The sequence below is a fragment of the Burkholderia sp. HI4860 genome (genome assembly GCF_002223045.2).
Lineage (GTDB): Bacteria > Pseudomonadota > Gammaproteobacteria > Burkholderiales > Burkholderiaceae > Burkholderia.
On sequence record NZ_NKFO02000005.1, the window covers coordinates 726,991 to 752,210 of the forward strand.

Below are 25,220 nucleotides of genomic sequence, written 5' to 3' on the forward strand. Positions count from 1 at the left end.
CAGGATCCGGCGGAATGAAGGGGAACATATCAAGGGCTATGTTGCCCTTCATTTCGGGGCATCGCGCCAAAGCTCTACGCTCGGGGTGGTTCTGTATGCTTGGCGTTGGCGCCGAGGGCTTGGAGGTTTTTCCACTCCGGTTGGGACCGCCGTAGAGGTGGCTTTGTCTCAAACGGTGCTGAATCTCAATTGCAAGCACCTACATTTAGCGGTGGCGAAAGGCGAGGGCCTTGCCAGACAGATTGTTTAATTCTCTCCGCGGTGCGGAGAGAATTAAGGGTTTGAGCGCTCGGTGGTGGGTAAGCCACCCACATATCGATTTGTCGTCGATCTCGACGCTGCAAAGGTCAGAAGAGGGGCCTTCCGGATTTCCTTGTACCGGGCGCGCCTCGGCCGAGTCTGGTTTGCTTGTCGTAGAAAAAGATCACTAAGAGTGATCTTTTTTATTCAAATTCAAACCGCCCTGCCTTGGCAGAAATTCGACATGGCTGCATCCACCGGATACGGCGAACGGGCGGGCGTCATCAATCGCGCGCGTCCAGCGCGGGCTGAAGTGCGGTCTCGCCGGGCGTTGCCGGTTCACGGCCGTGGCGGGCCGCGGAGGCATGGTCGGGCCGGATCCTGAACCAGATCGCATACATCGCCGGCAGGAACACGAGCGTGAGGATCGTCCCGGCGAACGTGCCGCCGATCAGCGTGTACGCGAGCGTGCCCCAGAACACCGAATGCGTGAGCGGGATGAACGCGAGCACGGCCGCCATCGCGGTGAGAATCACCGGGCGCGCCCGCTGCACGGTCGCTTCGACGACCGCGTGGAACGGATCCAGCCCCGCCTGTTCGTTCTGGTGAATCTGGCCGATCAGGATCAACGTGTTGCGCATCAGGATCCCCGACAGCGCGATGAGGCCGACCAGCGCGTTGATGCCGAACGGCTGCCCGAACAGGATCAGCGTGGGCACCACGCCGATCAAGCCGAGCGGGCTCGTCATGAATACCATCACCATCGCGGAGATCGAGCGCACCTGGAAGATGATGATGACGAGCGTGACCGCCAGCATGATCGGGAACAGCGGCAGCATCGCCTTCGTGGCCTTGCCGGATTCCTCGATGGAGCCGGCTTCCTCGATTCGATAGCCGCTCGGCAGCGCGGCGACGATCGGCTGAAGCTGCTTTGTGATCGCAGCCGACACGTCCGGCGGCTGCAGGCCGTCGGCGATGTCGCCGCGCACCGTGAGCGTCGGCACGCGATCGCGCCAGCGCATGATCGGCTCTTCCATCCGCACGTCGACCTTGCCGACCTGCGACAGCGGGATGCGCTGCCCGTTCGCGCCGGCGAGCGTGAAGTCGTCGAGCCGCGCCGGGTCGAGCCGCGCATCGCCGCCCGAGCGCGCGATCACCTGCACGGTCCGGATATCCTCGCGCACCGCGGTGACGGGCACCCCGGTCAGCAGGAACTGCAGCTGCTGCGCGACCGCGCTGGACGTCAACCCGACGGCCTGCAGGCGGTCCTGCTGCAACGTGAAGTGCAGCGTCGGCGCGCGCGTGCCCCAGTCCGCATTGACCGTGCGCATCATCGGGCTGCCGTTCATCAAACGCTCGACATCGGTCGCGATACCGCGCAGCGTGTCCGGATCGGGACCCGTGATCCGGTAGGCCACCGGGAACGGCGAATACGGACCGAACACGAGCTGCGTCACGCGCACACGCGCTTCGGGCGCGAGGCCGTCGGCGATGGCCCGCCGCAGGCGCGCCTTCAACGCGTCGCGCTCGTCCTGGCTGTCCGTGCGGATCACGATCTTCGCGAACGACGGATCGGGCAGTTCCGGCCCCATCGCGAGATAAAAGCGCGGCGCGCCCTGGCCGACGTACGCGGTGACGATCCTCGCTTCCTGCTGCTTCGCGAGCCACGCCTCGACCTTCGACGTGGCGGCGCTCGTTTGCGAAATCGACGTGCCGTACGGCATCTGCACCTCGATCAGCACCTCGGGACGATCGGAGATCGGGAAAAACTGCTTCTTGACGACCGCCATGCCGAGAATCGCGAGCACGAAGAGGGCGACGACCGACCCGGCGACGAGCCATTTGCGGGCGATCACGCGCGTCAGCAGTTGCCGGAAGCGGTTGTAGCGGGGCGTGTCGTAGATCGCATCGTGGCCGCCTTCGAACTTCTTGAAGTTCGGCAGCATCTTCACGCCGAGGTACGGCGTGAACGCGACGGCGACGACCCACGATGCGATCAGCGCGATCCCGACGATCCAGAACATGTTGCTGGTGTATTCGCCCGCGGTGGAGCGTGCGAAGCCGTTCGGCATGAAGCCGACCGCGGTGACCAGCGTGCCGGCCAGCATCGGCGCGGCCGTATGGCTCCACGCATACGCCGACGCGGCCACGCGGTCGTAGCCTTCCTCCATCTTCACGACCATCATTTCGATCGCGATGATCGCGTCGTCGACCAGCAGCCCGAGCGCGAGGATCAGCGAGCCGAGCGTGATGCGGTCGAAGTTCTTGCCGGTGGCGGCCATCACGACGAACACCACGGCCAGCGTCAGCGGCACGGCCGCGGCGACGACGAGGCCCACGCGCCAGCCCATGCTGACGAAGCTCACCAGCATCACGACGAGCAGCGCGGCGAAGAACTTGACCATGAACTCGTCGACGGCCGAGCTGATGTTCACGGACTGGTCGGTGACCTTGGTCAGGCTCATGCCGAGCGGCAGCGCCGCGTTGATCGCGCCGACTTCCCGGTCCAGCGTGCGGCCGAGCTCGAGCCCGTTCCAGCCGTCGCGCATCACGACGCCGAGCAGCAACGCGGGTTCGCCGTCGTTGCGAATCAGGAAGGTGGACGGATCTTCGTAGCCGCGCTCGACGGTCGCGATGTCGGACAGTTTCAGCGTGCGGCCCTGCGCGACGATCGGCGTGTCGCGAATCTTCTGCAGCGTGTCGAACGCGCCGTCCACGCGAATGAAGATCTCCGGCCCGCGTGTCTCGACGGAGCCGGCCGGCGTCAGCAGGTTCTGGCCGTTGAGCGCGGCGAACACGTCCTGCGGGCTCACGCCGAGCGTCGCGAGCCGGTCGTGCGACAGCTGCACGTAGATGCGCTCCGCCTGTTCGCCGATGATGTCGACCTTCTTCACGCCCGGCACATGCAGCAGCCGCTGGCGCTGCGCCTCCGCATCGCGCACCAGCAGGCGCTGCGGTTCGCCCTTGGCCTTCAGCGCGAACAGCGCGAACGTGACGTCCGCGTATTCGTCGTTGACCAGCGGGCCGATCACGCCGGCCGGCAGATCGTTCGCCACGTCGCCGATCTTCTTGCGCGCCTGATAGAACTGCTCCTGCACCTCGGACGGCGGCGTGCTGTCGAGCAACGTCAGCGTCGTGAACGCGAGGCCGGGGCGCGTGTAGGTTTCGCTGCGGTCGTACCAGCGCAGCTCCTGCATGCGCTTTTCGATCTTTTCGGCTACCTGGTCGTGCATTTCCTGCGCGGTCGCGCCCGGCCATGCGGTGACGATGGTCATCACCTTGACGGTGAAGGCCGGGTCTTCCGCGCGGCCGAGCTTGAAGAACGACACGAGCCCCGCGAGCGAAATCAGGCAGATCAGGAACAGCGTGATCGCGCGCTCGCGCACCGCGAGCGCCGACAGGTTGAAGCGGCGTTCGCTCACGGTCGTGCTCCTTCGCTCGCGAGCGTGGCGGCCGGCGCGGCCACGCGAACCACATCGCCGTCATGCAGCAGCTGCGCGCCGAGCGCGACGACCCGCTCGCCTTGCCTGAGGGCGCCGGACACGCGTGCGCTGTCGTCATCCACATGCTCGACCGTGACCGGCCGCCATCCCACCTTGGCCGGCTCGCCTGCGACGACCCACACGCCGGGCCCTTTGCCCCCGTCCAGCAGCGCGCCGATCGGCACCTGCAGGCCGGCCTGCGGCGTCGCGCGTGCGTCGTCCGGCAGGCGGATCGTGACGGTCGCGCCCAGCGGCGCGGCGGCTAGCGGGCCTTGCAGCACGTAGCGCGCGTCGAACGTGCGCGTTCGCGCATCCGCGGTATCGGAGAGCTGGCGCAGCGTGGCGGGGACACTCGCGCCCTGCTTGCCGAACAGCTCGGCCTGCGCGACGGAGCCGACCGCGGGGCGCAGGGTTTCCGGCAACTGGATCACGGCTTCCCGGCTGCCGGCGTGCGCGAGCCGTACGACCGGCTGGCCGGCGCTGACGACCTGGCCGGGCTCCGCGAGCGTGTCCATCACGACGCCGTCGCCGTCCGCGACGAGTTCCGCATAGCCGGTCGCATTGCGCGCGACGCCGGCGTCGGCCTCGGCGGCGCTCAGCTGGGCTTGCGCGGCATCGGCCGCTGCCTTGACCTGGTCATAAGCGGAGGCCGATATCGCGCCGGTGCCGCGCAGGTCGCGGTAGCGCGCTTCGTCCTCGGCGGTCTGCCGCGCGCGTGCCCGTGCCGCGGTCACGGCTTCGTCGCGTGCGCGCGCCGCGAGTTTCAGGTCGACGGGATCGATCCGCATCAGCAACTGGCCGCGCCGGACGGTTTGCCCGGTATCGACGAGCCGCTCCAGCACCTTGCCGGACACCCGGAACCCGAGATCGCTCTGCACCCGGGCGGCGACGGTGCCGGTAAACGAGCGGAACGCGGGCGCGGCTGCCTGGACGATGGCGGTGCGCACGAGCGGCGCCTCCGTGCGCGGATCGGACGGCGCTTTTCCGCTGCAGGCGGCTAGCGCGAGGGGCAGTGCGGAAGCGACTGCGAGGAGAGCGAGGCGACGCCGGACCATGAAAGACCCACTGACGAAGTGATCGGGGCTTTCATTGTGTATCTAGTGACCAATATAGTCAATGGTCACAATCGAAGCCGGTTCAAGGGGCGAGGCTGCGGAGCACCAGGCTCGACAGCTGCGCGGGCGCGGCGTCGGTCGTGTCGAGGTTGTACTGCAGCAGCAGCGGATTCAGGTATGGCCGCATCACGAGGTAGATCGCCGTCGCGGTTTCGTCCAGCGGCGTCTTGCGCTCGAACTCGCCGCTTTGCCGGCCCGCCTGCAGCACCTCCTGCAGCAGTTGCTGCACGCGCGCCTCATAGGCCTGCACCGACTGCCAGTTGCCGGTGGCGGCCGACGCGGCGATGTCGTACAGCTTGCGGTCGCGGAAGAACAGCCGCAGGCTCGCTTCCGTAAAGACCTTGAACATGCGCCGCAGCTTTTCGGTGGGCCGTTCCGCTTCCGCGACGGCGGTACGCACGTCGGTTTCGATTTCGTGCAGGCAGTTCGCGCAGATCATCTCGCCGATCGCCTGTTTCGACTCGAAGAACTTGTAGATATAGGCCTTCGAGAAACCGATGGACTTCGCGAGGTCGGACACGGTCGTCTTCTCGTAGCCATACCGGCTGAAGTGCTCGGTGGCGGCGGCCACGATTTGATCGCGCACGTCGTGATCGGCCGGGCCGCGCGCGGGCGCGGGGGAAGCGGTGTTTTCTTTCATGGATTGCGGCTGGCAGGGATAGACAACGAGTGACTATTTGGTATTATAGTCACTACCTGATCTTGGCTGAAACCGTCATGCTACCGAAACCCATCGTTGCCGCGGTGCTTGCCGCGCTCCTGTCGGCGGGATGCGCCGTCGGCCCCGACTACGTGCGGCCGGACATCGCCATGCCGCAGCGCTTCCAGGGCCAGGGCGCCGTGGAGCAGCGGCGCGCGGCGGCCGACGCCGAGCTCGCGACGTGGTGGACGGGCTTCGGCGATCCGCAGTTGACCCGGTTCGTCACGCTCGCGCTCGCGCAGAACCTCGATCTCGCGCAGGCCGCCGCACGCGTGACGCAAGCGCGTGCCGGGCTCGGTGCGGCCAATGCGGCGCTGCTGCCGTCGGGCAACGTGACGGGTCAGGCCGCGCGCGTCTACCAGTCGGTCGAAACGCCGTTGGGGCGCGTGCTGAATTCGACGCCCGGCTTCGACCGTCACGGCAGCGACTACGAGGCCGACTTCAGCGCGAGCTGGGAGGTGGACGTGTTCGGCGGGTTGCGCCGCGGGCGGGAAGCCGCGCTCGCCGATTATCAGGCCTCCGAAGCAGCGGCGGTCGCCACGCGCCTGGCTGTCGCCGCGCAGACGGCGGACATCTACATCACGATCCGCGGGTTGCAGGGCCGGCTGAAGGTTGCGCGGCATCAGGTGCAGACCGAACAGGATCTGTTGTCGACCATCAATCTGCTGTATGGAAAGGGGCTCGCGGCGGAGCTTCAGGTCAGGCAGGCCGAAGGCGCGCTCGCTCAGGTTCGCGCAACGGTGCCGGTACTCGAAGCGGCGCTGGACACGGCGATGAATGCGCTCGACGTGATGCTCGGCTCGCCACCCGGTACGTATCGCGCGGAATTGCTCGACGGCGGCGACGTGCCGGCTCCACCGCGGATTGCGGCGACGGGCACGCCGGGCGAACTCCTCAGGCGGCGGCCCGACCTGATCGTCGCCGAGCGGCGCCTTGCGGCGTCGAACGCACGCATCGGCGTGGCCATTGCCGAGTATTACCCGAAGTTCTCGCTGAGCGGGTTGATCGGCAGCGCGACGACGATGGGCGCGGGCAACCTGTTTGCCGGCGGCGCGAACCAGGCTGCCGGCGTGCTCGGCCTGCGTTGGCGTTTGTTCGACTTCGGGCGCATCAATGCGCAGATTGCCGACGCCAAAGGGAAGGATGCCGAAATGCTGGCCGCATATCGGCTCGCCGCGCTGCATGCGACCGAGGACGTCGAGAACGCGTTCTCCGCCCTCGTCAAACGCGACGAACAGGTGGCCGTGCTCGCCGACGGCGTCGAATCGCTCGGCCGCGCGAGGGCCGCGTCGTTCGCCGCGTACCAGAAGGGCGTCGTCAGCCTGATCGAGGTGTTGCAGGCCGATGAAAGCCTGCTGCGCGCGTCGGACGAGCGCGTGCAGGCGAAAACGGAAGCGGCCCGGGCGTCGGTGGCTGCGTTCAAGGCGCTCGGCGGTGGATGGCAAGGGCCGGCGTCCGAGGCCGTCGCCAGTCGATAACGGCCGTACGTGCCGACGCGTTGGCGGGGCGTGACGTCGTCGTCACTGTTGCCGAATGGCCGGCCAACGTCTGTCGATCCTGGCTGCCCTGACGGCTGCCCATCATCGTCTTCGCGCGGGACGACCTGACGCAAGCATCGGATTCTTACCGGCATGCGGCAGCAGCGCCGAGGCCATATCTTCAATCCGTCGTCGCCCGGCGGGCTCGTCGTATTTGCCGCGACTGGCTGCTACCACGCGACGAAATTCGCGGTCAAGCTCAAGCGCTCACACCCCACACGTCACATCCCCAACGACGCCCTCGGCGCCGTGACGGATGAATTCTCTCCGCACCGCGGAGAGAATTCAGGCTATGCCCGCCGGGGCTCATTCCTTGCTCGATTGTTTTCTCGGCAGTTCCGAGAACGTTCGAACAAGGAGGGCTTGATATGAAAGCAGTCGTATTTCACGGCATCGGCGACATTCGCATCGACACGGTGCCCGATCCCGAAGTCACCGACGCGACCGACGCGATCGTGCGCCTGACGGCCAGCGCAATCTGCGGCACCGACCTGCACATGGTGCGCGGCACCCTCGGCGGGATGAAGCCGGGCACGATCCTCGGCCACGAGGGTGTCGGCATCGTCGAGACGGTCGGGCGCGACGTGCGCAACCTGCGGCGCGGCGACCGTGTGCTGATTCCGTCGACGATCGCATGCGGCAGTTGCGCGTACTGCCGCGCGGGCTACACCGCGCAATGCGACGTCGCGAACCCGGGCGGCCCACGCGCGGGTACCGCGTTCTTCGGCGGTCCGGCCGACACCGGTGCGTTCGACGGGCTGCAGGCCGAATACGCGCGCACGCCGCTTGCGCATGCGAGCCTGATTCGGCTGCCGGATGCGATCGACGACGATCGCGCGATCCTGATGTCGGACATTTTCCCCACCGGCTATTTCGGCGCGCAGCTCGCGGAAGTGAGTGCGGGCGATACGGTCGCCGTGTTCGGCGCGGGGCCGGTCGGCCAGTTCGCGATCGCGAGCGCGAAGCTGATGGGCGCCGGGCGCGTGATCGCAATCGACCGCGTGGCATCGCGCCTCGAGATGGCGTGCGCGCAAGGCGCGGAGATCGTCGATTTCGCGGAGGACGATCCGGTCGAGACGGTGCTGCGGCTGACGGGCGGAATCGGCGTCGATCGCGTGATCGACGCGGTGGGCGTCGACGCGATGCGCGCGACGCACGGGCCGGCCGCGGCCGATCGCGACGCGGCGCGTGCATTCGATGCGGAAGTCGATGCGATCGCGCCGCACCGCAAGCCGGATGGCCGCAACTGGGTGCCGGGCGACGGGCCGTCGCAGGTGCTGCAATGGGCGGTGCGCGCGGTCGCGAAAGGCGGCACGGTGGCGGTGATCGGCGTGTACCCGCCGGCGGCGCGCGTGTTTCCGGTCGGCGATGCGATGAACCGCAACCTGACGATCAAGATGGGCAACTGCAATCACCGCACGGTGACGCCGCCGCTCGTCGAGCTCGTGCGCAGCGGCGCATTCGACCCGCTGTCGGTGCTCACGCGTTGCGAGCCGCTGACGAATGCGATCGATGCCTATCGCGCGTTCGACACGCGCGAGCCGGGCTGGATGAAGGTGAAGCTGACGCCATGACGATGTCAACCGAAACCGGGAGGACGGCGATGAACGCTCCATACGACAACTGCATGGCCGCCTGCGACGCGTGCGCACACGCGTGCGATGCGTGTACGGCCGCGTGCCTCACCGAACGCGACGCGCAGGCGCTGGCCGACTGCATCGCGCTCGACATCGAATGCGCGCAGCTGTGCCGCTTCGCGTCGGGCGCGATGGCGCGCCGCAGTGTGCTCACGCCGAGTGTCTGCGCGCTGTGCGCGCAGGCATGCGACTTGTGCGCGGCCGAGTGCCTGCGGCATGCCCACGATCATTGCCGCCGCTGCGCGCTCGCGTGTGAAGCATGCGCGGCGATGTGTCGCGCGGTGGCTTGAGCACGGCGGTCACGGTGTGCGGCGAACCCGGTGCGCGACGCGCTGCAGCAGCGCGTCGAGCACGGCAATTTCGACGGGCTTCACCAGATGCTCGTCGAAGCCTGCGCGTGCGGTGCGCTGCAGGTCCGCCGCGCTGGCATGTCCCGACAGCGCGACGCAGGTCGTGTCGCGCAGCGCGTCGATCGCGCGCAACTCGTGCAGGAGCGTGAAGCCGTCGACGTCGGGCATCGTGAGATCGAGGATCATCAACTGCGGGGCGTAGTCGCGGGCGAGCGCCAGCGCGTCGTGCGCGTTGTAGGCGACGCGCGGCGCGTGTCCTTTCACCTGCAGCAGCACGGCGAGCGTGTCGGCCGAATCGCGATTGTCGTCGACGATGACGATACGGAGCGGCGTCGTGTCCGTCTGCGCGGACTTGACCGGCCCGCGCACGTCGCCGCGGGTCGCGCGCGCCATGCGGTCGATCGGCAGCCGCACCGTAAACGTCGCACCGTGACCGGGCCCGGCACTTTCGGCCGAGATGCGCCCGCCGTGCAGTTCGACGAACGTCCGGCAGATGGCGAGCCCCAGCCCGAAGCCTTCGGCCGGCCGCCGGCCCGCCCCGCTTTCCTGCTCGAACAGGTCGAAGATGGTTTCGAGCGCGTCGCGCGCGATGCCGACGCCGCGATCGGTCACGCGGATCGCGACGACCGGCCCCTCGATCGTGGCGCCGACGTCGATGCGTCCGCCGAGCGGCGAGAACTTCGACGCATTGTCGAGCAGGTTGTGCAGCACCTGGACGAGCCGCGCATCGTCGCCGTGCAGCGGCACGGCATCGGGCGGCAGATCGACGTGGATGTGCTGCCCGCGCGCGGCCAGCTTCGGCTGGATGCTTTCGACGCCGCGGCACACGATGTCGCGCACGGTAAGGGGGCGATCGTTCAGCTCGAGCTTGCCGGCGGTGATGCGCCCGACGTCGAGCAGGTCGTCGACGAGGCGCGTCAGTTGCGTGACTTGACGATGCACGGCGTCGCGGCACTGCGCGAGCGCGGGCGCCGGGTTGGCCAGGCTCTGCAGCACGCCGACCGAATGGCGCAACGGCGCGAGATGGTTGCGCAGCTCGTGCGCGAGCATCGCGATGAACACGCTGAGCCGGTGCGTCGACGCTTCGAGCTCTTCGAGGCGCTTGCGCTCGGTCATGTCGCGCGTGATCTTGATGAAGCCGCAGAGCTGGTTCGAGTGATCGTGCACGGGCGTGATCGTCACGTTCGCCCAGAACTGCGAGCCGTCCTTGCGCACGCGCCAGCCTTCGTCCTCGAAGTGGCCGTTGGCGGCTGCTTCGGCAAGCCCGAGCGACGGCCGGCCGGCCGCGATCGCGTCGGGCGGATAGAAGCGCGAGAAGTGGTGGCCGACGATCTCCGCGGCGCGATAGCCCTTGATGCGCGCGGCCCCGGCGTTCCAAGTCGCGACGTTGCCGTGCGGATCGAGCATGAACACCGCGTAGTCGGTGATCGACTCGACGACCGTCTGGAACCGGAACTCGGCGAAGCGGTGCAACAGGTCGCGCGCGTCGGATTGCCCGAGCGGCGGGGGAGGCGAGCGAGGATTGATGTCGTCTTTCATCATCGGAGCAGCTTGTCGAAGACGGGCGGGCAAGGGCCGCCCGGCCGCCGTCGGGCGACCCGGCAGCGGCGGTACGAATCGGATTGGCACCCCGAAAGCATAAGGGAACTCAATTCGGCTGATCAATGAGCGCGCATCGGTTGTGCCGATCGCCATTCCGGCCGCGCGCAATGGGTTCCGGTGTGCGGCGCGGCATGCCGATTGCACACGCTTGCGTTCCGCCCGCCGTGCCGCGTTGGCCGGCTGCGCGCGGCCGCGAGCCTCGCAAGGAGCACGACATGAACAGCACGCTGAACCCCGACAACGAACCGTCCGACCCGGACGACGACAATGCCAGCCGCGGCCGCGACGGCCGCGCGCTGGGCCCGAGCGATTCGTCAGACAGCGGCAGCGACACGGCCGGCGCGCGGCGTCATCCGTTCGACGTCGATTCGCCGCTCGACGAGCACGCGCTCGAACGCGGCGATGCCGCGCTCGACAGCGATACGGACCGTGCGGGCACCGGTGAGCGCGCGTCGGCGGACGGCGATTCGACCCTCGATGAAAGCATGGACATCAAGCCGGACCGCACCGAGCGGCTGAGCGAGCCCGGCGGCACGACGCCACCGGATGACGGGGACCAAGCGGGCGATGACGGCACGCCGTGACCCCCGGCACGCAAAAACTGCAATCGCATTGCAGATAAGGTGTCCTGCAGCGGAATGCCGTTGCGATGCGCGTCGGTCTTCCATCGGCCACGACCTCGGCACGCGACTTGCATTCGACCTGACCGACGCGCGCCGTGACACGGCATGGGGCCGTGCGCGGCGCAGGCGCGATCAAGGAGGGGCACGATGCAACGACGATATCCCGGACGGCATGGCGAACGCGGCGGGCCGCCCGACTGGCAGGAGCGCCACGAACGCGCACCCCGAGGCGCCGGCGAGCGCGGCAGCCCGGACGATCCGTCGCGATGGCCCGACGCGGGCGACGAGCCGGCGTACCGCCGCTTCGCGAGCGAGGACGTCGGTCCGGAAGACTGGGGCAGCGAATGGAGCGAACGCGCGGCGCGGCCGGTCGGCCAGCGGCGCGGCGGGGCCGATGCGGGCTGGCAGGGCGACTTCCCGCGCCGGCCGGCGCGCGAACCCGAGCCCGGCTACGGCGAACGCGACTATCACGCGCAGGGCCGCGACTGGCGGGAAAGCCCGTATCGCGGCGTTCCCCCGGAGTTTCGCGGGCATCACCGGATGGGCGGGTACGACCGCGACCGTGCCTATGGCGATCCGCGCGACGATCCGCGCTACGGCGGCGACGCCCGGGACTTGTCGCGGTTCGGCAGCGACGCCGAACGCGACGCGCTGCGCCATCGTCGCGGGCCGAAAGGCTATACGCGATCGGACGAGCGGATCCGCGAAGATGTGTGCGAGCGGCTCGCGCATGCCCTCGAGATCGACGTGAGCGACGTTACGGTGCAGGTGCAGGACGGCCGCGTCGAACTGGACGGTACGGTGCCGGCGCGATGGATGAAGCATGGCATCGAGGATCTCGCCGACCGCTGCATGGGCGTGCGCGACGTCGAGAATCGCGTGCGGGTGCGTCGTGACGACGACGAGCACGATTCGCGGATGGTGCTGCATCCCGACCAGCGGACCGTGACGCCGACGCAGCCTGCCGTGCTCGATCCCGAGCCGGGGACCGTCGAGCGCGACCGCGAGCGCAAACCGCATCACTGAGCGCTCGTGCACGAACCGGCGCGCTCCGAATCGCCTCGCGCACGCATGGCGACGGGAACCGACGATATGCCGCGCGGGCAGTGCTCGTGATCGTCACCGGCAAGTACGGCGGCGGCTTCGTCACGTTCGCGATCGATGCGAGATGCACGGCCGTGTTTGCGCGCCGGCGGACGCGTTGCCAGCGGCGCGTCGTTCGCCAGATCGACACCGCGCACGATCGAGAAGGCTGCGCGCTGCCCGAGAGCCGGGCGCTGTCCGGCCACGCGCGCGAGCGCGACCGCGACCGCACGCGCGCCGCTCGAGGCCGGTTTCCACGCTTACACCTGACCCACCCCGCGGCAACGGCCGACCGGATCGCGACGTTGCGCGCACGCGCATTTCCCTTTGGAGACACCCATGTCCAACCCGCCACTCGAAGCGCTGACCGGCCGCCCCGCCGGTAGCGCGTTCGTCGACCGCCCGACCGCGGTCGCCGCGGTCGAACTGCTGCTGCCGAGCCTGTCGGCCGCGCTGCAGAGCGACTTCGTCGGCGACAGCGGCTGCCTGCACATCGTGATCATGGATCCCGCGCTCGGGCCGCACGACGCGCCGTTCGAGGACGCGATCCTGTACGAGTTCTCGTTGCCCGACCCGAAGGACTGGGACGCCGACTACCGGGCGTATGCGCGCGCGAAGGCGCGGCTGTCGTGGGAAACGGGCCGCGACGGCCACGTCGTGCAGGCGCTCGAGCCATACCGGCTGCGCGCGGGCGATACGAACCTGTGGGGCGGGGTCGCGCTCGGCGGGATCGTGGTCGGCGTGTCGGGCGCGCAGCCGTGGTTCGACGAGGCGTTCGCGGGCTGCATCGCGCACTGCCTGCGTGCGCTCGCGAAGCGCCGCGCGCAGGCGACGCCGGACGCGCTGGCGATCTGAGCGCGACCGTGCGGGGCGGTTTTTACAGCAGCTTATAAAAAAGCCAGCGATGGCGTGCCGGCGCGCGACGCGGTACGGGCGCCGGCCAGTCGGCACGGTTCTCGCTGTATCTCCTGCATCGACGTTTGTCGCGACAAGCGTCACCCAGCCAGTCCGGATGCGTCCGGACGTTCGCAAGGAGGTGCAGGTGAACGACGTCAAACACGATTCCGCCCAAACGCCGCTCGCCGGCCGCGTCGCGCTGGTGACCGGCGGCGGCCGCGGGCTCGGCGAGGCCATTTGCGAAGACCTGGCGCGGCACGGCGCGCACGTGATCGTCGCCGATCTCGACGGCGACCGCGCGGCCGCCGTCGCGCAGCGGCTCGAACGGCACGGCGGGCAGGCGGTCGGCCGGCCGCTCGACGTGCGCGACGAGGCGTCGGTGCTGCAGGTCGTGCACGACGCGCGGGAAGCGCTCGGCGATCTCGACGTGATCGTCAACAACGCGGCGATCGACGTGACCGCGCCGATCGACGACGTGAGCGTCGACGCGTGGCGGCAGGTGCTGATGACGAACCTGCTCGGCCCGTACCTGATGTGCCACGCCGCCGTGCCGATGATGAAGGCGCGCGGCACCGGGCACATCGTCAACATCGCGTCGACCGCGTCGAAGCGCGCGTGGCCGAATGCGTCCGCCTATCACGCGACGAAGTGGGGGCTGCTCGGCCTGTCGCATGCGCTACATGCCGAACTGCGGCCGGCCGGCGTGAGCGTGTCGGCGATCGTCGCGGGCGGGATGCGCACGCCGTTCCTGCTCGACCGCTTCCCGGACATCGACGCGGACACGCTGCAGCCGGCCGAGAACGTCGCGGCCGCCGTGCGTTTCGTGCTGATGCAGCCGCCCGGCACGGTGGTGCCGGAAGTGATGGTGCTGCCGATGAAGGAGACGTCATGGCCTTGAAGCGCGAAAGGGGGCTGCCCGGCGCCGTGCTGATCGACAAGGACGGCACGTTGCTCGACGACGTGCCCTACAACGTCGATCCGGCGCGGATGCGTCTCGCCCCAGGCGCGGCACGCGCGCTGCGCACGCTCGGCGCGACCGGCATGCCGATCGTGGTCGTCTCGAACCAGCCGGGCGTCGCGCTCGGCCGCTTTACGGAAAACGAGCTTGGCGCGGTCCGCCGGTGTCTCGCCGAACTGTTCGAAGCAAACGGCGCGACACTGGCGGATTTTTTTTACTGCCCGCATCACCCGCGCGGCAGCGTGCCGGCTTATACGATTGACTGCGTCTGCCGCAAGCCGCGCCCCGGCATGTTGCGTCGCGCGCTGGCCACGCTGGGCGTCGTCCCCGAATGGAGCTGGATGATCGGCGACATCCTCGACGACGTCGAGGCCGGGCGCGCCGCGCGTTGCCGCACGATCCTCGTCGACTGCGGGCACGAGACCGAATGGCGCACCGGCGCCGCGCGCACGCCGCACCACGTCGTCGATCGCGTCGACCGCGCGGCCGACATCGTCGCGCGCGAAGCCGTGCGGCGGCACGGCACCTGGGGCCGGCGATGAACGCCGCGTGGCGTCGCGCACGACGCATCCTGTGTGTGCGGCTCGACAGCGTCGGCGACGTGCTGATGACGACGCCCGCGTTGCGCGCGCTGCAGGAAAGCGGCGAGGGTCGCCGGCTCACGCTGCTGACGTCGCGCACGGGCGCCGCGCTGGCGACGTACCTGCCGATGGTCGACGACGTGTGGACGTACGATGCGCCGTGGGTCAAGCACCCCGACGTGCGCGGCGATCCGGTCGCCGATCTCGACATGATCGATCGGCTGCTGGCCGGCCGTTTCGATGCGGCCGTGGTCTTTACCGTCTACAGCCAGAATCCGCTGCCCGCCGCGATGATGTGCTGGCTGGCGGGCATTCCGCTGCGGCTCGCGCATTGCCGCGAGAACCCGTACGAACTGCTGACCGACCGCGTGCCGGAAAGCGAACCGGAGTCGCACGTGCGGCACGAGGTGGCGCGGCAGCTCGCGCTCGTGCGCGCGATCGGCGCCACGACGTCGAACTGGCGGATGGCGTTCGAGCCCGGCGACGCGGCGCGGCGTGCGGTCAGTGCGCGGTTGCGGGCCACGTTGCAGCGCATCGGCGGCCCGCGCCGGCCGGGCGCGCCGTCGGCGCGCTGGCTCGTCGTGCATCCGGGCGCGAGCGCGGCGTCGCGCCGCTGGCCGGCCGAGCGCTTCGGCGAGGTGGCCGCGAGCGTCGCGCCGCTGTTCGACGGGATCGCGGTGACGGGTAGCGAGAGCGAGCGCGCGCTGGTCGACACGGTATGCGCCCGCGCGGGCCCGCGCGCGGTGCCGTTGGCGGGCGTGCTGTCGCTCGGCGAACTCGGCGCGCTGATCGAGACGGCCGACCTGCTGCTGTCGAACAATTCCGGCCCGGTGCATCTCGCGGCCGCGCTCGGCACGCCGGTGGTCGATCTCTATGCGCTGACCAATCCGCAGCACACGCCGTGGCGGGTGCCGCACCGGGTGCTGAACGTCGACGTGCCGTGCCGCAACTGCTACCGCAGCGTGTGCGATCAACCCGGCCATCCGTGCCTGCGGGAGGTGAGCGTCGACGATGCGGTCGCCGCCGTGCACGCGCTGCTGCGCGGTCGGATGCGCCATGCGCGGCGCGCGGCCGTGCGGGCCGCCATGCAGGGTGACGGACCGGTCGATGCGAGCCCATCGAACGTGATTCCGTTCTCGCCCGCCATCACGAGGAGCTGACGCATGCCCGAACCGATCCATACGCTCGGCATCAACGCCGCCTTTCACGACAGTGCCGCGTGCCTCGTGCGCGACGGCGTCGTGATCGCGGCCGCCGAGGACGAACGCTTCACGCACGTGAAGCACGCGAAGCGCCCGGTACCGTTCTCGACCTGGGAACTGCCCTACCATGCGATCGACTACTGTCTCGCGGAGGCCGGCATCGCGCTCGCGGACGTCGACCACGTCGCGTATTCGTACGACCCGTGGTTCGAGCTCGAACGCGACACGGCCGAGCCGTCGCTGACCTTGCCGCTTTCGCCGTCGGCCCACGCGCCGCGCAATGGCGGCGCGTCGCCCTGGCATCCGCTGTTCCTGTCGTCGATCGTGAACGCGCCGCGCCAGCTCGCGGGCGGTGCGCCGCACCACCTGCAGCGGCGGTTTCGTGGTGTCACGCACGACGGGCCGTTCCGCTGGCATTTCGTCGAGCACCATCTCGCACACGAGGCGAGCGCGTTTCTCGCGGCGCCTTTCGAGCGCTGCGCGGTGATGACGATGGACGGGCGCGGCGAGCGTGCGACGACCAGCTACGGCGCGTTCGACGGCCGGTCGTACCGGCGGCTCGGCCAGGTGAACCTGCCGCATTCGCTCGGGTTGCTGTACGAACGCGTGACGCGCTACCTCGGCTTCCTGCATTCGTCCGACGAGTACAAGGTGATGGCGCTCGCGTCGTACGGCAAGCCGGTGTTCGCCGACGCGATGCGCAAGCTGGTGCGCTACGACGGCGACGGACGCTACGCGATCCTCGACGGCGATCTCGTCACGCTGTTCGGCCCGCCGCGCGAACGCGGCGGCCCGATCGAGCCGCATCACTGCGACATCGCGCATGCGTTGCAGCTCGTGCTGGAAGAAACGGCATTGCAGGCGGTCGACTGGCTGGCCGCCGGCACCGGCGAGCGGCAGCTCGCGATGGCCGGCGGCGTCGCGCTGAACTGCGTGATGAACGCGAAGATCCGCGATCGCGGCCCGTTCGACGACGTGTGGGTGCAGCCCGCCGCCGGTGACGCCGGCACCGCGCTCGGCGCGGCGTTGTGGACCGACTTCCGGATGCGCGGCGAGCGCGGCGCATGGCGGATGGACCATGCGTATCTCGGGCCGGCGTACGGCGACGATGCGATCGAGGCGTTCCTGAAGGACGCCCAGCTGCCGTACCGGCGGCTCGCCGACGTCGCCGCGCAAACGGCCGCGCTGCTCGCGGCGAACCGCGTGATCGGCTGGTTCCAGGGGCGCATGGAGTTCGGCCCGCGCGCGCTCGGCGCACGCTCGATCCTCGCGTCGCCGACCGACCCGGACATGCAGCGCAAGCTCAACCAGATCAAGGATCGCGAGGACTTTCGGCCGGTCGCGCCGGTCGTGCTCGAAAGCAAGGCGCATCACTGGTTTCGCGGCGGACGGCGCACGCCGCTGCGCGCGCCGTTCATGCTGTTCGTGTACGACGTCGCGCCCGGCGCCGAAGCGACGATTCCGGCCGTGCGCCATATCGACGGCACCGCACGCGTGCAGACCGTCGACGAGGCCCAGCACCCGCTGCTGCACGCGTTGCTGATCGAGTTCGACGCGCTCACCGGCGTACCGGTGCTCGTCAACACGTCGTTCAATACCCGCGGCGAGCCGATCGTCTGTTCGCCGCGCGACGCGCTCGAATGCTTCTGGACGTCGCCGCTCGACGCACTCGTGATCGGTTCGTTCCTGCTGGAGAAACCGAGATGAACGCGCGCGACACGCAACGGCCGCCGGTCGTGTCGGTCGTCGTGCCGACCTACCGGCGGCCCGACCTGCTCGAACGCTGCCTCGACGCACTGTGCGTTCAGGTGTTCGACCCGACGACCTACGAGATCATCGTGGTCGACGACGACGCCGCCGGCAGCGCGCGGCCCGTCGTCGAGCGGTGCCGTGCGCGCGTGACCGACGTGCCGGCGATCCGCTACATGACCGCGCCCGCCACGCAGGGGCCGGCCGGCGCGCGCAACGTCGGCTGGCGCAGCGCGTGCGGCGCGTTGATCGCGTTCACCGACGACGACACGATTCCCGATCCGGCGTGGCTGCGCCACGGCACGGCCGCGTTGCTGGCCGAACCGTCCGCATCCGCCGCCGCGGGCCGCATCGACGTGCCGTTGCGGCCGCACCCGACCGACTACGAACGCGACGCGGCCGGCCTCGCGCACGCGGAGTTCGCGACCGCGAACTGTTTCGTGCGGCGCGGGGCGCTCGAGCGGGTCGGCGGCTTCGACGAACGCTTCACACGCGCCTGGCGCGAGGACGCGGACCTGATGTTCGCGTTGCGCGAACATGCGGGGCCGATCGTCGACGCCGATGCGGCGTGCATCGTGCATCCGGTGCGCCCGGCGCGCTGGGGCGCGAGCATCGGCCAGCAGTCGAAGGTCTATTTCGACGCGCTGCTGTACAAGAAGCACCGTGCGACCTACCGCCGCCATATCCGGCCGGTGCCGCCGTGGCATTACTACGCGGCGGTGCTCGCCGCGCTCGGCGCGATCGTGTGCTTCGCGGCCGGGTGGCCGGCGCCAGGCGCGGCATGCGCGGTGGTGTGGGCCGTGATTACCGCGGCGTTCTGCGTGAAGCGCCTGCGCGGCACGCAGCTCACGCCGTCGCACGTGGCCGAGATGATCGTCACGTCCATCGCGATTCCGCCCGTGTCGCTGTACTGGCGCATGCGCGGCGCGCTTCATTTCCGGGTCCTGTTCCTATGACGACCGAACCTGCCGATTTCGAGCGCGTGCGGCGGCCGACGCGCATCGTGGTGTTCCGTGCGCTGCAGCTCGGCGACATGCTGTGCGCGGTGCCCGCGTTGCGTGCGCTGCGGCGCGGTGAACCCGACGCGCGGATCACGCTGATCGGGCTGCCGTGGGCGCGCGAGTTTGCGTCGCGCTTCTCGGACTACCTCGACGGTTTCATCGCGTTTCCCGGTGCGCCGGGGCTCGGCGAACAACCGGTGCCCGACGCAGCCGCACGTGAAGCGTTCATCGCCGAGTGCCGCGCACGAGATTTCGACCTCGCGATCCAGCTGCACGGCAGCGGCACGCACACCAACGCGATGGTCGCGTCGCTCGGGGCCACGCGCACGGCCGGCTTCGTGCCGGCCGACGGTGGCGCGACCCGGCTCGACCACACGCTCGTGTGGCGGGACGACGAGCCGGAAGTCACGCGATACCTGGCGCTGATGCGCGCGCTCGGCTATGCGGAATGGGGCGACTACCTCGAATTCCCGCTCGGCGGGCTGGATTACGCGTTGTGGCACGTGCTGTGCGACGAGCATGCGCTCGATCCGGGGCGCTACGTGATCGTGCATCCCGGCGCGCGGATGGCGTCGCGGCGCTGGCCGGTCGAGCGCTTCGCGCTCGCCGCACGGCAGCTCGCCGACGACGGCTGGCAGATCGTGTTGACCGGCACGCGCGCGGAACTGGCGCTGGCCGGTGCGTTCGCCGAGCATCTCGCGCGGCCCTGCGTGAACCTGTGCGGCCGCACGCCGCTCGGCGCGCTTGCCGCGCTGATCGGACGCGCACGGCTGGTGTTGTGCAACGACACGGGCGTGTCGCACGTCGCGGCGGCGCTCGGCACGCCGAGCGTGGTCGTCGCGTGCGGCAGCGACACGGCCCGCTGGGCGCCGCTCGACGGCGCGCGGCATCGCGTCCTCGCGAACTATCCGGCGTGCCGGCCGTGCATGTTCGACACGTGCCCGTATGGGCACGAATGCGCGACGGCGATCGGTGTCGGCGACGTGGTCGAGCGGGCGGGCGAACTGCTGGCGGAGGAGAGGCGTCATGTCACGTAAGCGGCTGCGCGTGCTGACCTGGCACGTCCATGGCAACTACCTGTATTACCTGTCGCAGGCGCCGCACGATTTTTTCCTCGTGACGAAGCCGCACGATCCGCCCGGCTATGCGGGCCGCGTCGGGCACCTGCCATGGGGCGACAACGTGCACGAGGTGCCGGCGGAGTGCGTGCGCGACACCGCATTCGACTGCGTGCTGTACCAGCACCAGAAGCATTACGAGCACGACCGCCTGATGCTGCTGAGCGATGACCAGCGTGCGTTGCCGACCCTGTTCGTCGAGCACGATCCGCCGCGCGCGCATCCGACCGATACGCTGCACCCGGTGCAGGATCCGAACGTCCTGCTGGTGCACGTGACGCCGTTCAATGCGCTGATGTGGGACAACGGCGTGACGCCGACGCGCGTGATCGAGCATGGCGTGCTGATGCCGGACAACGTCGCGTATCACGGGACGTTGCCGAAAGGCGTGACGGTCGTGAACAACCTCGCGCGCCGCGGGCGTCGGCTGGGCGCCGACCTGTTCGAGGCCGCGCGTCACAGCGTGCCGCTCGAACTGGTCGGGATGGGTTCGGCCGAGCTGGGCGGGATCGGCGAGGTGCCGAACCCGGCACTGCCGCACTTCCTGTCGCACTACCGGTTCTTCTTCAATCCGATCCGCTATACGAGCCTCGGGCTCGCGGTGATCGAGGCGATGATGATCGGGATGCCGATCGTCGCGCTCGCGACGACCGAGATGGCGCTGCTCATCCGGAGCGGCCGCAACGGCATGGCCGATACGCGGCCGGCCGTGCTGATCGATGCGATGCGCATGCTGATCCGCGATCCCGATCTCGCACGCGAGTGGGGCGCCGCCGCGCGACGCGACGCATGCGAGCGCTTCGGCATCGAGCGGTTCGTGCGCGACTGGGACGCGGCGTTGCACGACGTCGCGACCTGAGCCGCACGCGTGCCGCGCGGGCTCAGGGCGTCGGTGCGTCGGGCGGGTTCGGCACGTTCGACGGGGTCGGTACGTTCGACGTGCCGGTTCCGCGAAACGCCTCCCGTTCATGTTCGGGCAGGAGCGCGAGCCGGTTGTACAGCGTCTTCAGGCTGATGCCGAGCGCTTTTGCGGTGCGCGGCTTGTCGCCGTTGAAATGCCGCAGCGACGCGACGATGAAGCGCTGCTGCGTGTGCGCGAGGGTCGTGCCGATATGCAGCGTGATCGCGTTGTGACGATATTCGTCGCGCGGCGGCGCACGGCGCGGCAGCTGCAGTTCGATCTGCTCGTCGGCGAGGATGAACGCGCGCTCGAGCGTATTGCGCAGCTCGCGCACGTTGCCGGGCCACGTATAGGTGCGCAACGCCTTCATCGCCTGCATGGACAGCCGCTTTCTCGTGCGGTGCCGCGCATTCAGCCGCTCGACGATCTGCAGCGCGATCTCGTCGACGTCGTCCTCGCGCTGCCGGAGCGCGGGCACGTGCAGCGCGACCGTCGCGATCCGGTAGAACAGGTCCTCGCGCAGCCGCCCGCTGCGCACGGCCTCGACCGGGTCGTGATGGGTGGCGGCGACGATCCGCACGTCGAGCGGGATCGATTCGTGGCCGCCGACCCGCACGATCGTGTTCGACTCGAGCGTGCGCAGCAGCTTGACCTGCAGCTCGGCCGGCATTTCGGCGATCTCGTCGAGAAACAGCGTGCCGCCGCGCGCGGCCTCGAACATGCCGACATGCTGCGCGACGGCGCCGGTGAAACTGCCTTTCTCGTGACCGAACAGATGCGATTCCGCAATGTCGTGAGGAATCGCGCCGCAATTGACGGGAACGAACGGCCCGCGGCGGCGTGGGCTCATGTCGTGCAGGAGCCGCGCGACGATGTCCTTGCCCGCGCCGCTTTCGCCGACGATCAGCACGCCGACGCGCGTGACGGCTACACGCGACACCTTCAGCAACAGGGTCTGGATCGTACGCGAGCGGCCGAAAAGCCGCATGCCGTCATCGACGGATTTCGACATGGTGTGATATCGAGTGGGAAGTTTGACCGAATGCGTCGAGACCAGGTGAAAAAATGACGTGGCATGCGTCACCGTTTTCCTATACCGAGAATACCTGTTATACCGGCGGTGAGACATTGAATCTGCAATGCGTGCCGCGCGGCCGGATAGATTTATTCGATAGGCGGAGAATGCACGACACCATTCTTCTATACTGCTAAGCGTTGCATCCCGGGCAGGAGCGCTCGCCCATCCAGTCATGCGCAGCGCGGCGCGTGCCGCCGCGAAACGAGGCGGAGACGGTGCGCTGCGCGTCCGTCGCGGTTCCGGCCATGCAGGGTCGGGCCGCTTCACGAGGAGCCTCGATGCCCTATGTTCTGATCGTCGAAGACGATGCCGATACGCGCACCATGCTTGCGACGCTCGCCCGCACCCAGCAACTCGCCTGCGACACGGCCGCGACGCTCGAGGAAGCGCGCACGCTCGTGTCGACGCATACGCCCGATCTCGTGCTGTGCGATCTCGTGCTGCCGGACGGCAACGGGATGGACCTGTTCGATGCGTTGCCGAAGCGCTCGCATTGCGAGATGGTGCTGACCACCGGCCACGCGAGCCTCGAAACCGCGATCGACGCACTGCGGCGCGGCGCAACCGACTACCTGGTGAAGCCGCTGAACATGCAGCGGCTGAACAGCATCTTCGCGCGCGTGCCGCGCACCACCGCGTTGCATGAAGAGATTGCCGAACTGCGTTCGGAACTGCAGCGCCTCGGCCGCTTCGGCCGCATGCTCGGCAGCTCGCCCGCGATGCAGGCCGTCTATGACGCGATCGGCCGCGTGGCGCGCACCGAGGCGTCGGTCCTGCTGACGGGCGAATCGGGCACCGGCAAGGAGCTGGCCGCGCAGACGGTGCACGACCTGAGCCTGCGCCGCCGCGGCCCGTTCCTCGCGGTGAACTGCGGCGCGATCGCCGCGAACCTCGTCGAAAGCGAGATGTTCGGCCACGACCGCGGCAGCTTCACGGGCGCGGAGCGCCAGCACAAGGGCTTCTTCGAACGCGCGGACGGCGGCACGCTGTTTCTCGACGAGATCACCGAGATGCCGCTCGAGTCGCAGGTCAAGCTGCTGCGCGTGCTCGAGACGGGGCGCCTCACGCGGCTCGGCTCGACGCGCGAGATCGACGTGGACGTGCGCATCGTCGCGGCGACCAACCGCGATCCGGAGGCCGCGATGGCCGACGGCAAGCTGCGGCCCGACCTGTTCCACCGGATCAACGTGTTCCCGATCCCGCTGCCTTCGCTGCGCGAGCGCGGCGACGACATCCCGATGCTCGCCGATGCATTCCTGCAGCGCTACAACGAGGAAAGCGGCCGTTCATTGCGCTTCTCGGCCGCCGCGCGCGACGCGTTGAAGACTTACGCATGGCCCGGCAACGTGCGCGAGCTGCGCAACTTCGTGCAGCGCGCGAGCATCTTCAGCGATACGGACCTGATCGATACGCTGCCGCCGCCGATCATGGACGAACTGTCGAGCATGGTCGATTCGCATGACGATCGCGTCACCGTGCCGTTCGGCACGCCGCTCGAGGAAGTCGACCGCAAGCTGATCCTCGGCACGATCGCGCAATGCGGGGGCGTGAAGGCGCAGGCGGCCGAGGTGCTCGACGTCAGCCTGAAGACCATCTACAACCGGCTCGCGCAACTGGATGACGATGCGGGAAAGCCGGATTCGTGATGGTGCCGCCGCGCTCATGCTCCGTTGCACGCATCCCGACGCGCATCGCGCTCGAGCTGGCGGCGCAGGCGTTCCACGTGCGGCGGGATCGTACGGCGCTCGCGCAGGATCCACGCCAGGCCCGCGAACGTGCGCGCGAGCATGCGCTCGCGCCACAGGCGCGGCAGCAGCCGCACGGTGTGCCGCAGCGCGGCCGGGGCTGGCCACCTGAGCCACGCGGTCCATACCGCGTTGCGGGTGGTCACGCGTGCGCGCGTGCGCGTGTCGCGCTGCGGCGACGGGTCATGGTGGACCGTGAGGTGCGGCGCATAGACGAGCCATCCGCCGGCGCGGTACAGGTCGAGCGCGAGCAGCGCTTCCTCGCCGCCGAGAAAGTAGCGCGGATGGTAGCCGCCCGCCTGCATGAACGCGTCGCGCCGGAACGCCGTCGCGCCGGCCAGCAAGCCGAGGATCGGGCGGCCGGGCAGCGTGACGGGCGCGTCGAGCGGGCTGTCGGCCATCAGGCGGCAGGTCGGGTCTTCGCGCTGGTCAGCGCCGACGAGCACGCGCGCGGTAACGGCCGCGACGTGCGGATACGCGTCGAGCAGGTCCGCGGCTTGCTCCATCGACCCAGGCGCCCACCAGGTGTCGTCGTCGCAGAACGCGACGTGGCGCGTGCGGGCGACGGCCACGCCGAGATTGCGGCCGGCCGCGCCGAGATTGTCGGGCGCCTGCACGAGTACGACGTGCGGAAAGCGCTGGCGGATCAGCGCGGCGGTCTCGGCTTGCGCGGCATTGTCGACGACGACGATGGCGGGCCGGTCGGGCAGCGACGTGAGCCGGGCCAGCGTATGCGCGAGTTCGGCCGGTCGTCTGAACGTCAGCACGACGGCGGTCACGCGCGCTTCGGGCGGCGGCGCAACGTGGCGCGCGGGGGTTACGCGAACGTGACGTCGCATTCGAGCCGCCAGTATGTTTCGGGTTCCTTGAGATCGGCGCGCATATGAGGATCGAACAACGCAATCTGGCTCGCATACGCGGCGACCGCGTCGGCTTTCGCGGCGATGGCTTCCGTGCGGTCGCCGGCCGGGTCGCCGGCCGGATGGGCGATCCAGCCGCGCTCGCGCCAGCCGCTCACGCGCCGGGCCATCAGCCCCGCGATCCGGCGGTACGGTACGTCCTCGTAGAAGCGCCACACGCGCGCCGCGTCGTGCGACGCGCGGGCGCGATCCAGCAGCGACAACGCGGCCTGCTGCACTTGCAGATGATCGCGGTGGAACAGGCCGGCCGGCGCGAGGACGCCGAACCCGGCGTGGGCGTCGATCTCCCGTGCCACGCGCGCGGCAATCGCGGCCGATGCGGCGGGCGTGCCGTATTGATCGTCGAGAAAGTCGAGCCAGACCGGCCGCGCGTCGAGCCGTGCGAGCGCGCGCCGGTCTTCGTCGCGGCGCGCGCGCACGGCTTCGTCGGCGCGATCGAAGCCTGCACGGCGATCCCACGGCGGCGCCGGCGCATCGCGCGGCGGAATGCCGGCGAATACGGTGACGACGATCGAGCCGGGCGCTGCCGCAAGCAGTCGCCCGCAACTGAAGACGGCGTCGTCCAGATGCGGCGAGACAACGAGCCAGCGTGTCGGGGCATGCGTCACGAGATGATCTCCCTGGTGGATGGCCAGCCGGGCGAGCAGGCAGCGTGCCCGGCCGTCGTTGGCCGGGGGCGCCCGGACACGCGCGACAGGAA

At 69.3% G+C, this 25,220-nt stretch carries 22 protein-coding genes and 1 pseudogene; 16 read left to right on the forward strand and 7 right to left on the reverse strand.

The features are described from left to right. Positions 1 to 524 precede the first annotated feature (524 nt). From CFB34_RS37335 to CFB34_RS37345, 3 genes are all read right to left on the reverse strand, one after another. On the reverse strand, positions 525 to 3,662 hold the full coding sequence (locus CFB34_RS37335; protein ID WP_089443810.1) for an efflux RND transporter permease subunit: 3,138 nt from the start codon (positions 3,660 to 3,662) through the stop codon (positions 525 to 527). Next, positions 3,659 to 4,777 (reverse strand): efflux RND transporter periplasmic adaptor subunit, encoded by a 1,119-nt coding sequence (locus CFB34_RS37340; protein ID WP_089443811.1) that lies wholly within the window; start codon positions 4,775 to 4,777, stop codon positions 3,659 to 3,661. Before CFB34_RS37340 ends, CFB34_RS37335 begins: the two co-directional genes overlap by 4 nt. Positions 4,778 to 4,859: 82 nt before the next feature. Next, the gene (locus CFB34_RS37345) at positions 4,860 to 5,477 is read right to left on the reverse strand and encodes a TetR/AcrR family transcriptional regulator (protein WP_089443812.1); all 618 of its coding nucleotides are present in this window, start codon (positions 5,475 to 5,477) and stop codon (positions 4,860 to 4,862) included. Between the two features lie 77 nt (positions 5,478 to 5,554). On the opposite strand from CFB34_RS37345, the gene CFB34_RS37350 reads away from it, so the two are divergent. The 4 genes and pseudogenes from CFB34_RS37350 (at position 5,555) to CFB34_RS37360 (ending at position 9,002) form a co-directional block, all read left to right on the forward strand. Then, positions 5,555 to 7,015: an efflux transporter outer membrane subunit gene (locus CFB34_RS37350; protein WP_089443813.1), complete on the forward strand. Its 1,461-nt coding sequence runs from the start codon at positions 5,555 to 5,557 to the stop codon at positions 7,013 to 7,015. 141 nt (positions 7,016 to 7,156) lie between these two features. After that, positions 7,157 to 7,273, forward strand: a pseudogene (locus CFB34_RS39230) (oxidoreductase); the annotation flags it as partial. Between the two features lie 170 nt (positions 7,274 to 7,443). Next, positions 7,444 to 8,649: a zinc-dependent alcohol dehydrogenase gene (locus CFB34_RS37355; RefSeq protein WP_089443815.1), complete on the forward strand. Its 1,206-nt coding sequence runs from the start codon at positions 7,444 to 7,446 to the stop codon at positions 8,647 to 8,649. Between the two features lie 29 nt (positions 8,650 to 8,678). Continuing rightward, positions 8,679 to 9,002: a four-helix bundle copper-binding protein gene (locus CFB34_RS37360; protein WP_179243805.1), complete on the forward strand. Its 324-nt coding sequence runs from the start codon at positions 8,679 to 8,681 to the stop codon at positions 9,000 to 9,002. 9 nt (positions 9,003 to 9,011) lie between these two features. Here CFB34_RS37360 and CFB34_RS37365 read toward each other — a convergent pair whose 3' ends face one another. Next, complete coding sequence (locus CFB34_RS37365; protein WP_089443816.1) at positions 9,012 to 10,604, reverse strand: ATP-binding protein; 1,593 nt, start codon at positions 10,602 to 10,604, stop codon at positions 9,012 to 9,014. Positions 10,605 to 10,879: 275 nt separating this feature from the next. Here CFB34_RS37365 and CFB34_RS37370 point away from each other — a divergent pair, with 275 nt between their 5' ends. The 11 genes from CFB34_RS37370 (at position 10,880) to CFB34_RS37420 (ending at position 20,735) form a co-directional block, all read left to right on the forward strand. Beyond that, on the forward strand, positions 10,880 to 11,248 hold the full coding sequence (locus tag CFB34_RS37370) for a chemotaxis protein (RefSeq protein WP_089443817.1): 369 nt from the start codon (positions 10,880 to 10,882) through the stop codon (positions 11,246 to 11,248). Positions 11,249 to 11,434: 186 nt separating this feature from the next. Next, positions 11,435 to 12,313 (forward strand): BON domain-containing protein, encoded by an 879-nt coding sequence (locus CFB34_RS37375; protein WP_089443818.1) that lies wholly within the window; start codon positions 11,435 to 11,437, stop codon positions 12,311 to 12,313. Between the two features lie 80 nt (positions 12,314 to 12,393). Further along, the gene (locus CFB34_RS37380) at positions 12,394 to 12,756 is read left to right on the forward strand and encodes a hypothetical protein (RefSeq protein ID WP_143329973.1); all 363 of its coding nucleotides are present in this window, start codon (positions 12,394 to 12,396) and stop codon (positions 12,754 to 12,756) included. Further along, positions 12,710 to 13,225, forward strand: coding sequence for a hypothetical protein (locus CFB34_RS37385; protein ID WP_089443820.1), 516 nt, complete (start codon positions 12,710 to 12,712; stop codon positions 13,223 to 13,225). The genes CFB34_RS37380 and CFB34_RS37385 overlap by 47 nt, the downstream gene beginning before the upstream one ends. A gap of 157 nt (positions 13,226 to 13,382) precedes the next feature. Next, positions 13,383 to 14,165, forward strand: coding sequence for an SDR family oxidoreductase (locus tag CFB34_RS37390; protein ID WP_242808778.1), 783 nt, complete (start codon positions 13,383 to 13,385; stop codon positions 14,163 to 14,165). Then, a complete protein-coding gene (locus tag CFB34_RS37395) occupies positions 14,156 to 14,767 on the forward strand; it encodes an HAD-IIIA family hydrolase (protein ID WP_089443821.1) in 612 nt (203 codons plus the stop codon). Before CFB34_RS37390 ends, CFB34_RS37395 begins: the two co-directional genes overlap by 10 nt. After that, positions 14,764 to 15,966: a glycosyltransferase family 9 protein gene (locus tag CFB34_RS37400; protein ID WP_089443822.1), complete on the forward strand. Its 1,203-nt coding sequence runs from the start codon at positions 14,764 to 14,766 to the stop codon at positions 15,964 to 15,966. Before CFB34_RS37395 ends, CFB34_RS37400 begins: the two co-directional genes overlap by 4 nt. Positions 15,967 to 15,969: 3 nt before the next feature. After that, positions 15,970 to 17,715: a carbamoyltransferase C-terminal domain-containing protein gene (locus tag CFB34_RS37405; RefSeq protein ID WP_089443823.1), complete on the forward strand. Its 1,746-nt coding sequence runs from the start codon at positions 15,970 to 15,972 to the stop codon at positions 17,713 to 17,715. Next, a complete protein-coding gene (locus tag CFB34_RS37410; protein ID WP_089443824.1) occupies positions 17,712 to 18,713 on the forward strand; it encodes a glycosyltransferase in 1,002 nt (333 codons plus the stop codon). Before CFB34_RS37405 ends, CFB34_RS37410 begins: the two co-directional genes overlap by 4 nt. Next, entirely contained in the window at positions 18,710 to 19,795 is a 1,086-nt protein-coding gene (locus CFB34_RS37415; RefSeq protein WP_089443825.1) for a glycosyltransferase family 9 protein, read from the forward strand. Before CFB34_RS37410 ends, CFB34_RS37415 begins: the two co-directional genes overlap by 4 nt. Further along, positions 19,785 to 20,735 (forward strand): glycosyltransferase, encoded by a 951-nt coding sequence (locus CFB34_RS37420; protein WP_089443826.1) that lies wholly within the window; start codon positions 19,785 to 19,787, stop codon positions 20,733 to 20,735. Before CFB34_RS37415 ends, CFB34_RS37420 begins: the two co-directional genes overlap by 11 nt. A gap of 22 nt (positions 20,736 to 20,757) precedes the next feature. Here CFB34_RS37420 and CFB34_RS37425 read toward each other — a convergent pair whose 3' ends face one another. After that, positions 20,758 to 21,789 (reverse strand): sigma-54 dependent transcriptional regulator, encoded by a 1,032-nt coding sequence (locus tag CFB34_RS37425; RefSeq protein WP_089443827.1) that lies wholly within the window; start codon positions 21,787 to 21,789, stop codon positions 20,758 to 20,760. A gap of 344 nt (positions 21,790 to 22,133) precedes the next feature. On the opposite strand from CFB34_RS37425, the gene CFB34_RS37430 reads away from it, so the two are divergent. Then, the gene (locus CFB34_RS37430) at positions 22,134 to 23,501 is read left to right on the forward strand and encodes a sigma-54 dependent transcriptional regulator (protein ID WP_089443828.1); all 1,368 of its coding nucleotides are present in this window, start codon (positions 22,134 to 22,136) and stop codon (positions 23,499 to 23,501) included. Positions 23,502 to 23,515: 14 nt separating this feature from the next. Here the strand turns inward: CFB34_RS37430 and CFB34_RS37435 are convergent, their stop codons facing one another. Both CFB34_RS37435 and CFB34_RS37440 read right to left on the reverse strand, forming a co-directional pair. Then, complete coding sequence (locus CFB34_RS37435) at positions 23,516 to 24,439, reverse strand: glycosyltransferase (protein ID WP_089443829.1); 924 nt, start codon at positions 24,437 to 24,439, stop codon at positions 23,516 to 23,518. Continuing rightward, positions 24,418 to 25,128, reverse strand: a complete 711-nt coding sequence (locus CFB34_RS37440; RefSeq protein ID WP_089443830.1) for a PIG-L family deacetylase — start codon at positions 25,126 to 25,128, stop codon at positions 24,418 to 24,420. The genes CFB34_RS37435 and CFB34_RS37440 overlap by 22 nt, the downstream gene beginning before the upstream one ends. Between the last annotated feature and the right edge of the window lie 92 nt (positions 25,129 to 25,220).

Bases quoted from the DNA above. Each gene is read 5' to 3' on its own strand.
- CFB34_RS37340 (WP_089443811.1), bottom strand. From the start codon at position 4,777: ATGGTCCGGCGTCGCCTCGCTCTCCTCGCAGTCGCTTCCGCACTGCCC.
- CFB34_RS37345 (WP_089443812.1), bottom strand. From the start codon at position 5,477: ATGAAAGAAAACACCGCTTCCCCCGCGCCCGCGCGCGGCCCGGCCGAT.
- CFB34_RS37350 (WP_089443813.1), top strand. From the start codon at position 5,555: ATGCTACCGAAACCCATCGTTGCCGCGGTGCTTGCCGCGCTCCTGTCG.
- CFB34_RS37355 (WP_089443815.1), top strand. From the start codon at position 7,444: ATGAAAGCAGTCGTATTTCACGGCATCGGCGACATTCGCATCGACACG.
- CFB34_RS37360 (WP_179243805.1), top strand. From the start codon at position 8,679: ATGAACGCTCCATACGACAACTGCATGGCCGCCTGCGACGCGTGCGCA.
- CFB34_RS37365 (WP_089443816.1), bottom strand. From the start codon at position 10,604: ATGATGAAAGACGACATCAATCCTCGCTCGCCTCCCCCGCCGCTCGGG.
- CFB34_RS37370 (WP_089443817.1), top strand. From the start codon at position 10,880: ATGAACAGCACGCTGAACCCCGACAACGAACCGTCCGACCCGGACGAC.
- CFB34_RS37375 (WP_089443818.1), top strand. From the start codon at position 11,435: ATGCAACGACGATATCCCGGACGGCATGGCGAACGCGGCGGGCCGCCC.
- CFB34_RS37385 (WP_089443820.1), top strand. From the start codon at position 12,710: ATGTCCAACCCGCCACTCGAAGCGCTGACCGGCCGCCCCGCCGGTAGC.
- CFB34_RS37390 (WP_242808778.1), top strand. From the start codon at position 13,383: ATGCGTCCGGACGTTCGCAAGGAGGTGCAGGTGAACGACGTCAAACAC.
- CFB34_RS37395 (WP_089443821.1), top strand. From the start codon at position 14,156: ATGGCCTTGAAGCGCGAAAGGGGGCTGCCCGGCGCCGTGCTGATCGAC.
- CFB34_RS37400 (WP_089443822.1), top strand. From the start codon at position 14,764: ATGAACGCCGCGTGGCGTCGCGCACGACGCATCCTGTGTGTGCGGCTC.
- CFB34_RS37405 (WP_089443823.1), top strand. From the start codon at position 15,970: ATGCCCGAACCGATCCATACGCTCGGCATCAACGCCGCCTTTCACGAC.
- CFB34_RS37410 (WP_089443824.1), top strand. From the start codon at position 17,712: ATGAACGCGCGCGACACGCAACGGCCGCCGGTCGTGTCGGTCGTCGTG.
- CFB34_RS37415 (WP_089443825.1), top strand. From the start codon at position 18,710: ATGACGACCGAACCTGCCGATTTCGAGCGCGTGCGGCGGCCGACGCGC.
- CFB34_RS37420 (WP_089443826.1), top strand. From the start codon at position 19,785: ATGTCACGTAAGCGGCTGCGCGTGCTGACCTGGCACGTCCATGGCAAC.
- CFB34_RS37425 (WP_089443827.1), bottom strand. From the start codon at position 21,789: ATGTCGAAATCCGTCGATGACGGCATGCGGCTTTTCGGCCGCTCGCGT.
- CFB34_RS37430 (WP_089443828.1), top strand. From the start codon at position 22,134: ATGCCCTATGTTCTGATCGTCGAAGACGATGCCGATACGCGCACCATG.
- CFB34_RS37435 (WP_089443829.1), bottom strand. From the start codon at position 24,439: ATGCGACGTCACGTTCGCGTAACCCCCGCGCGCCACGTTGCGCCGCCG.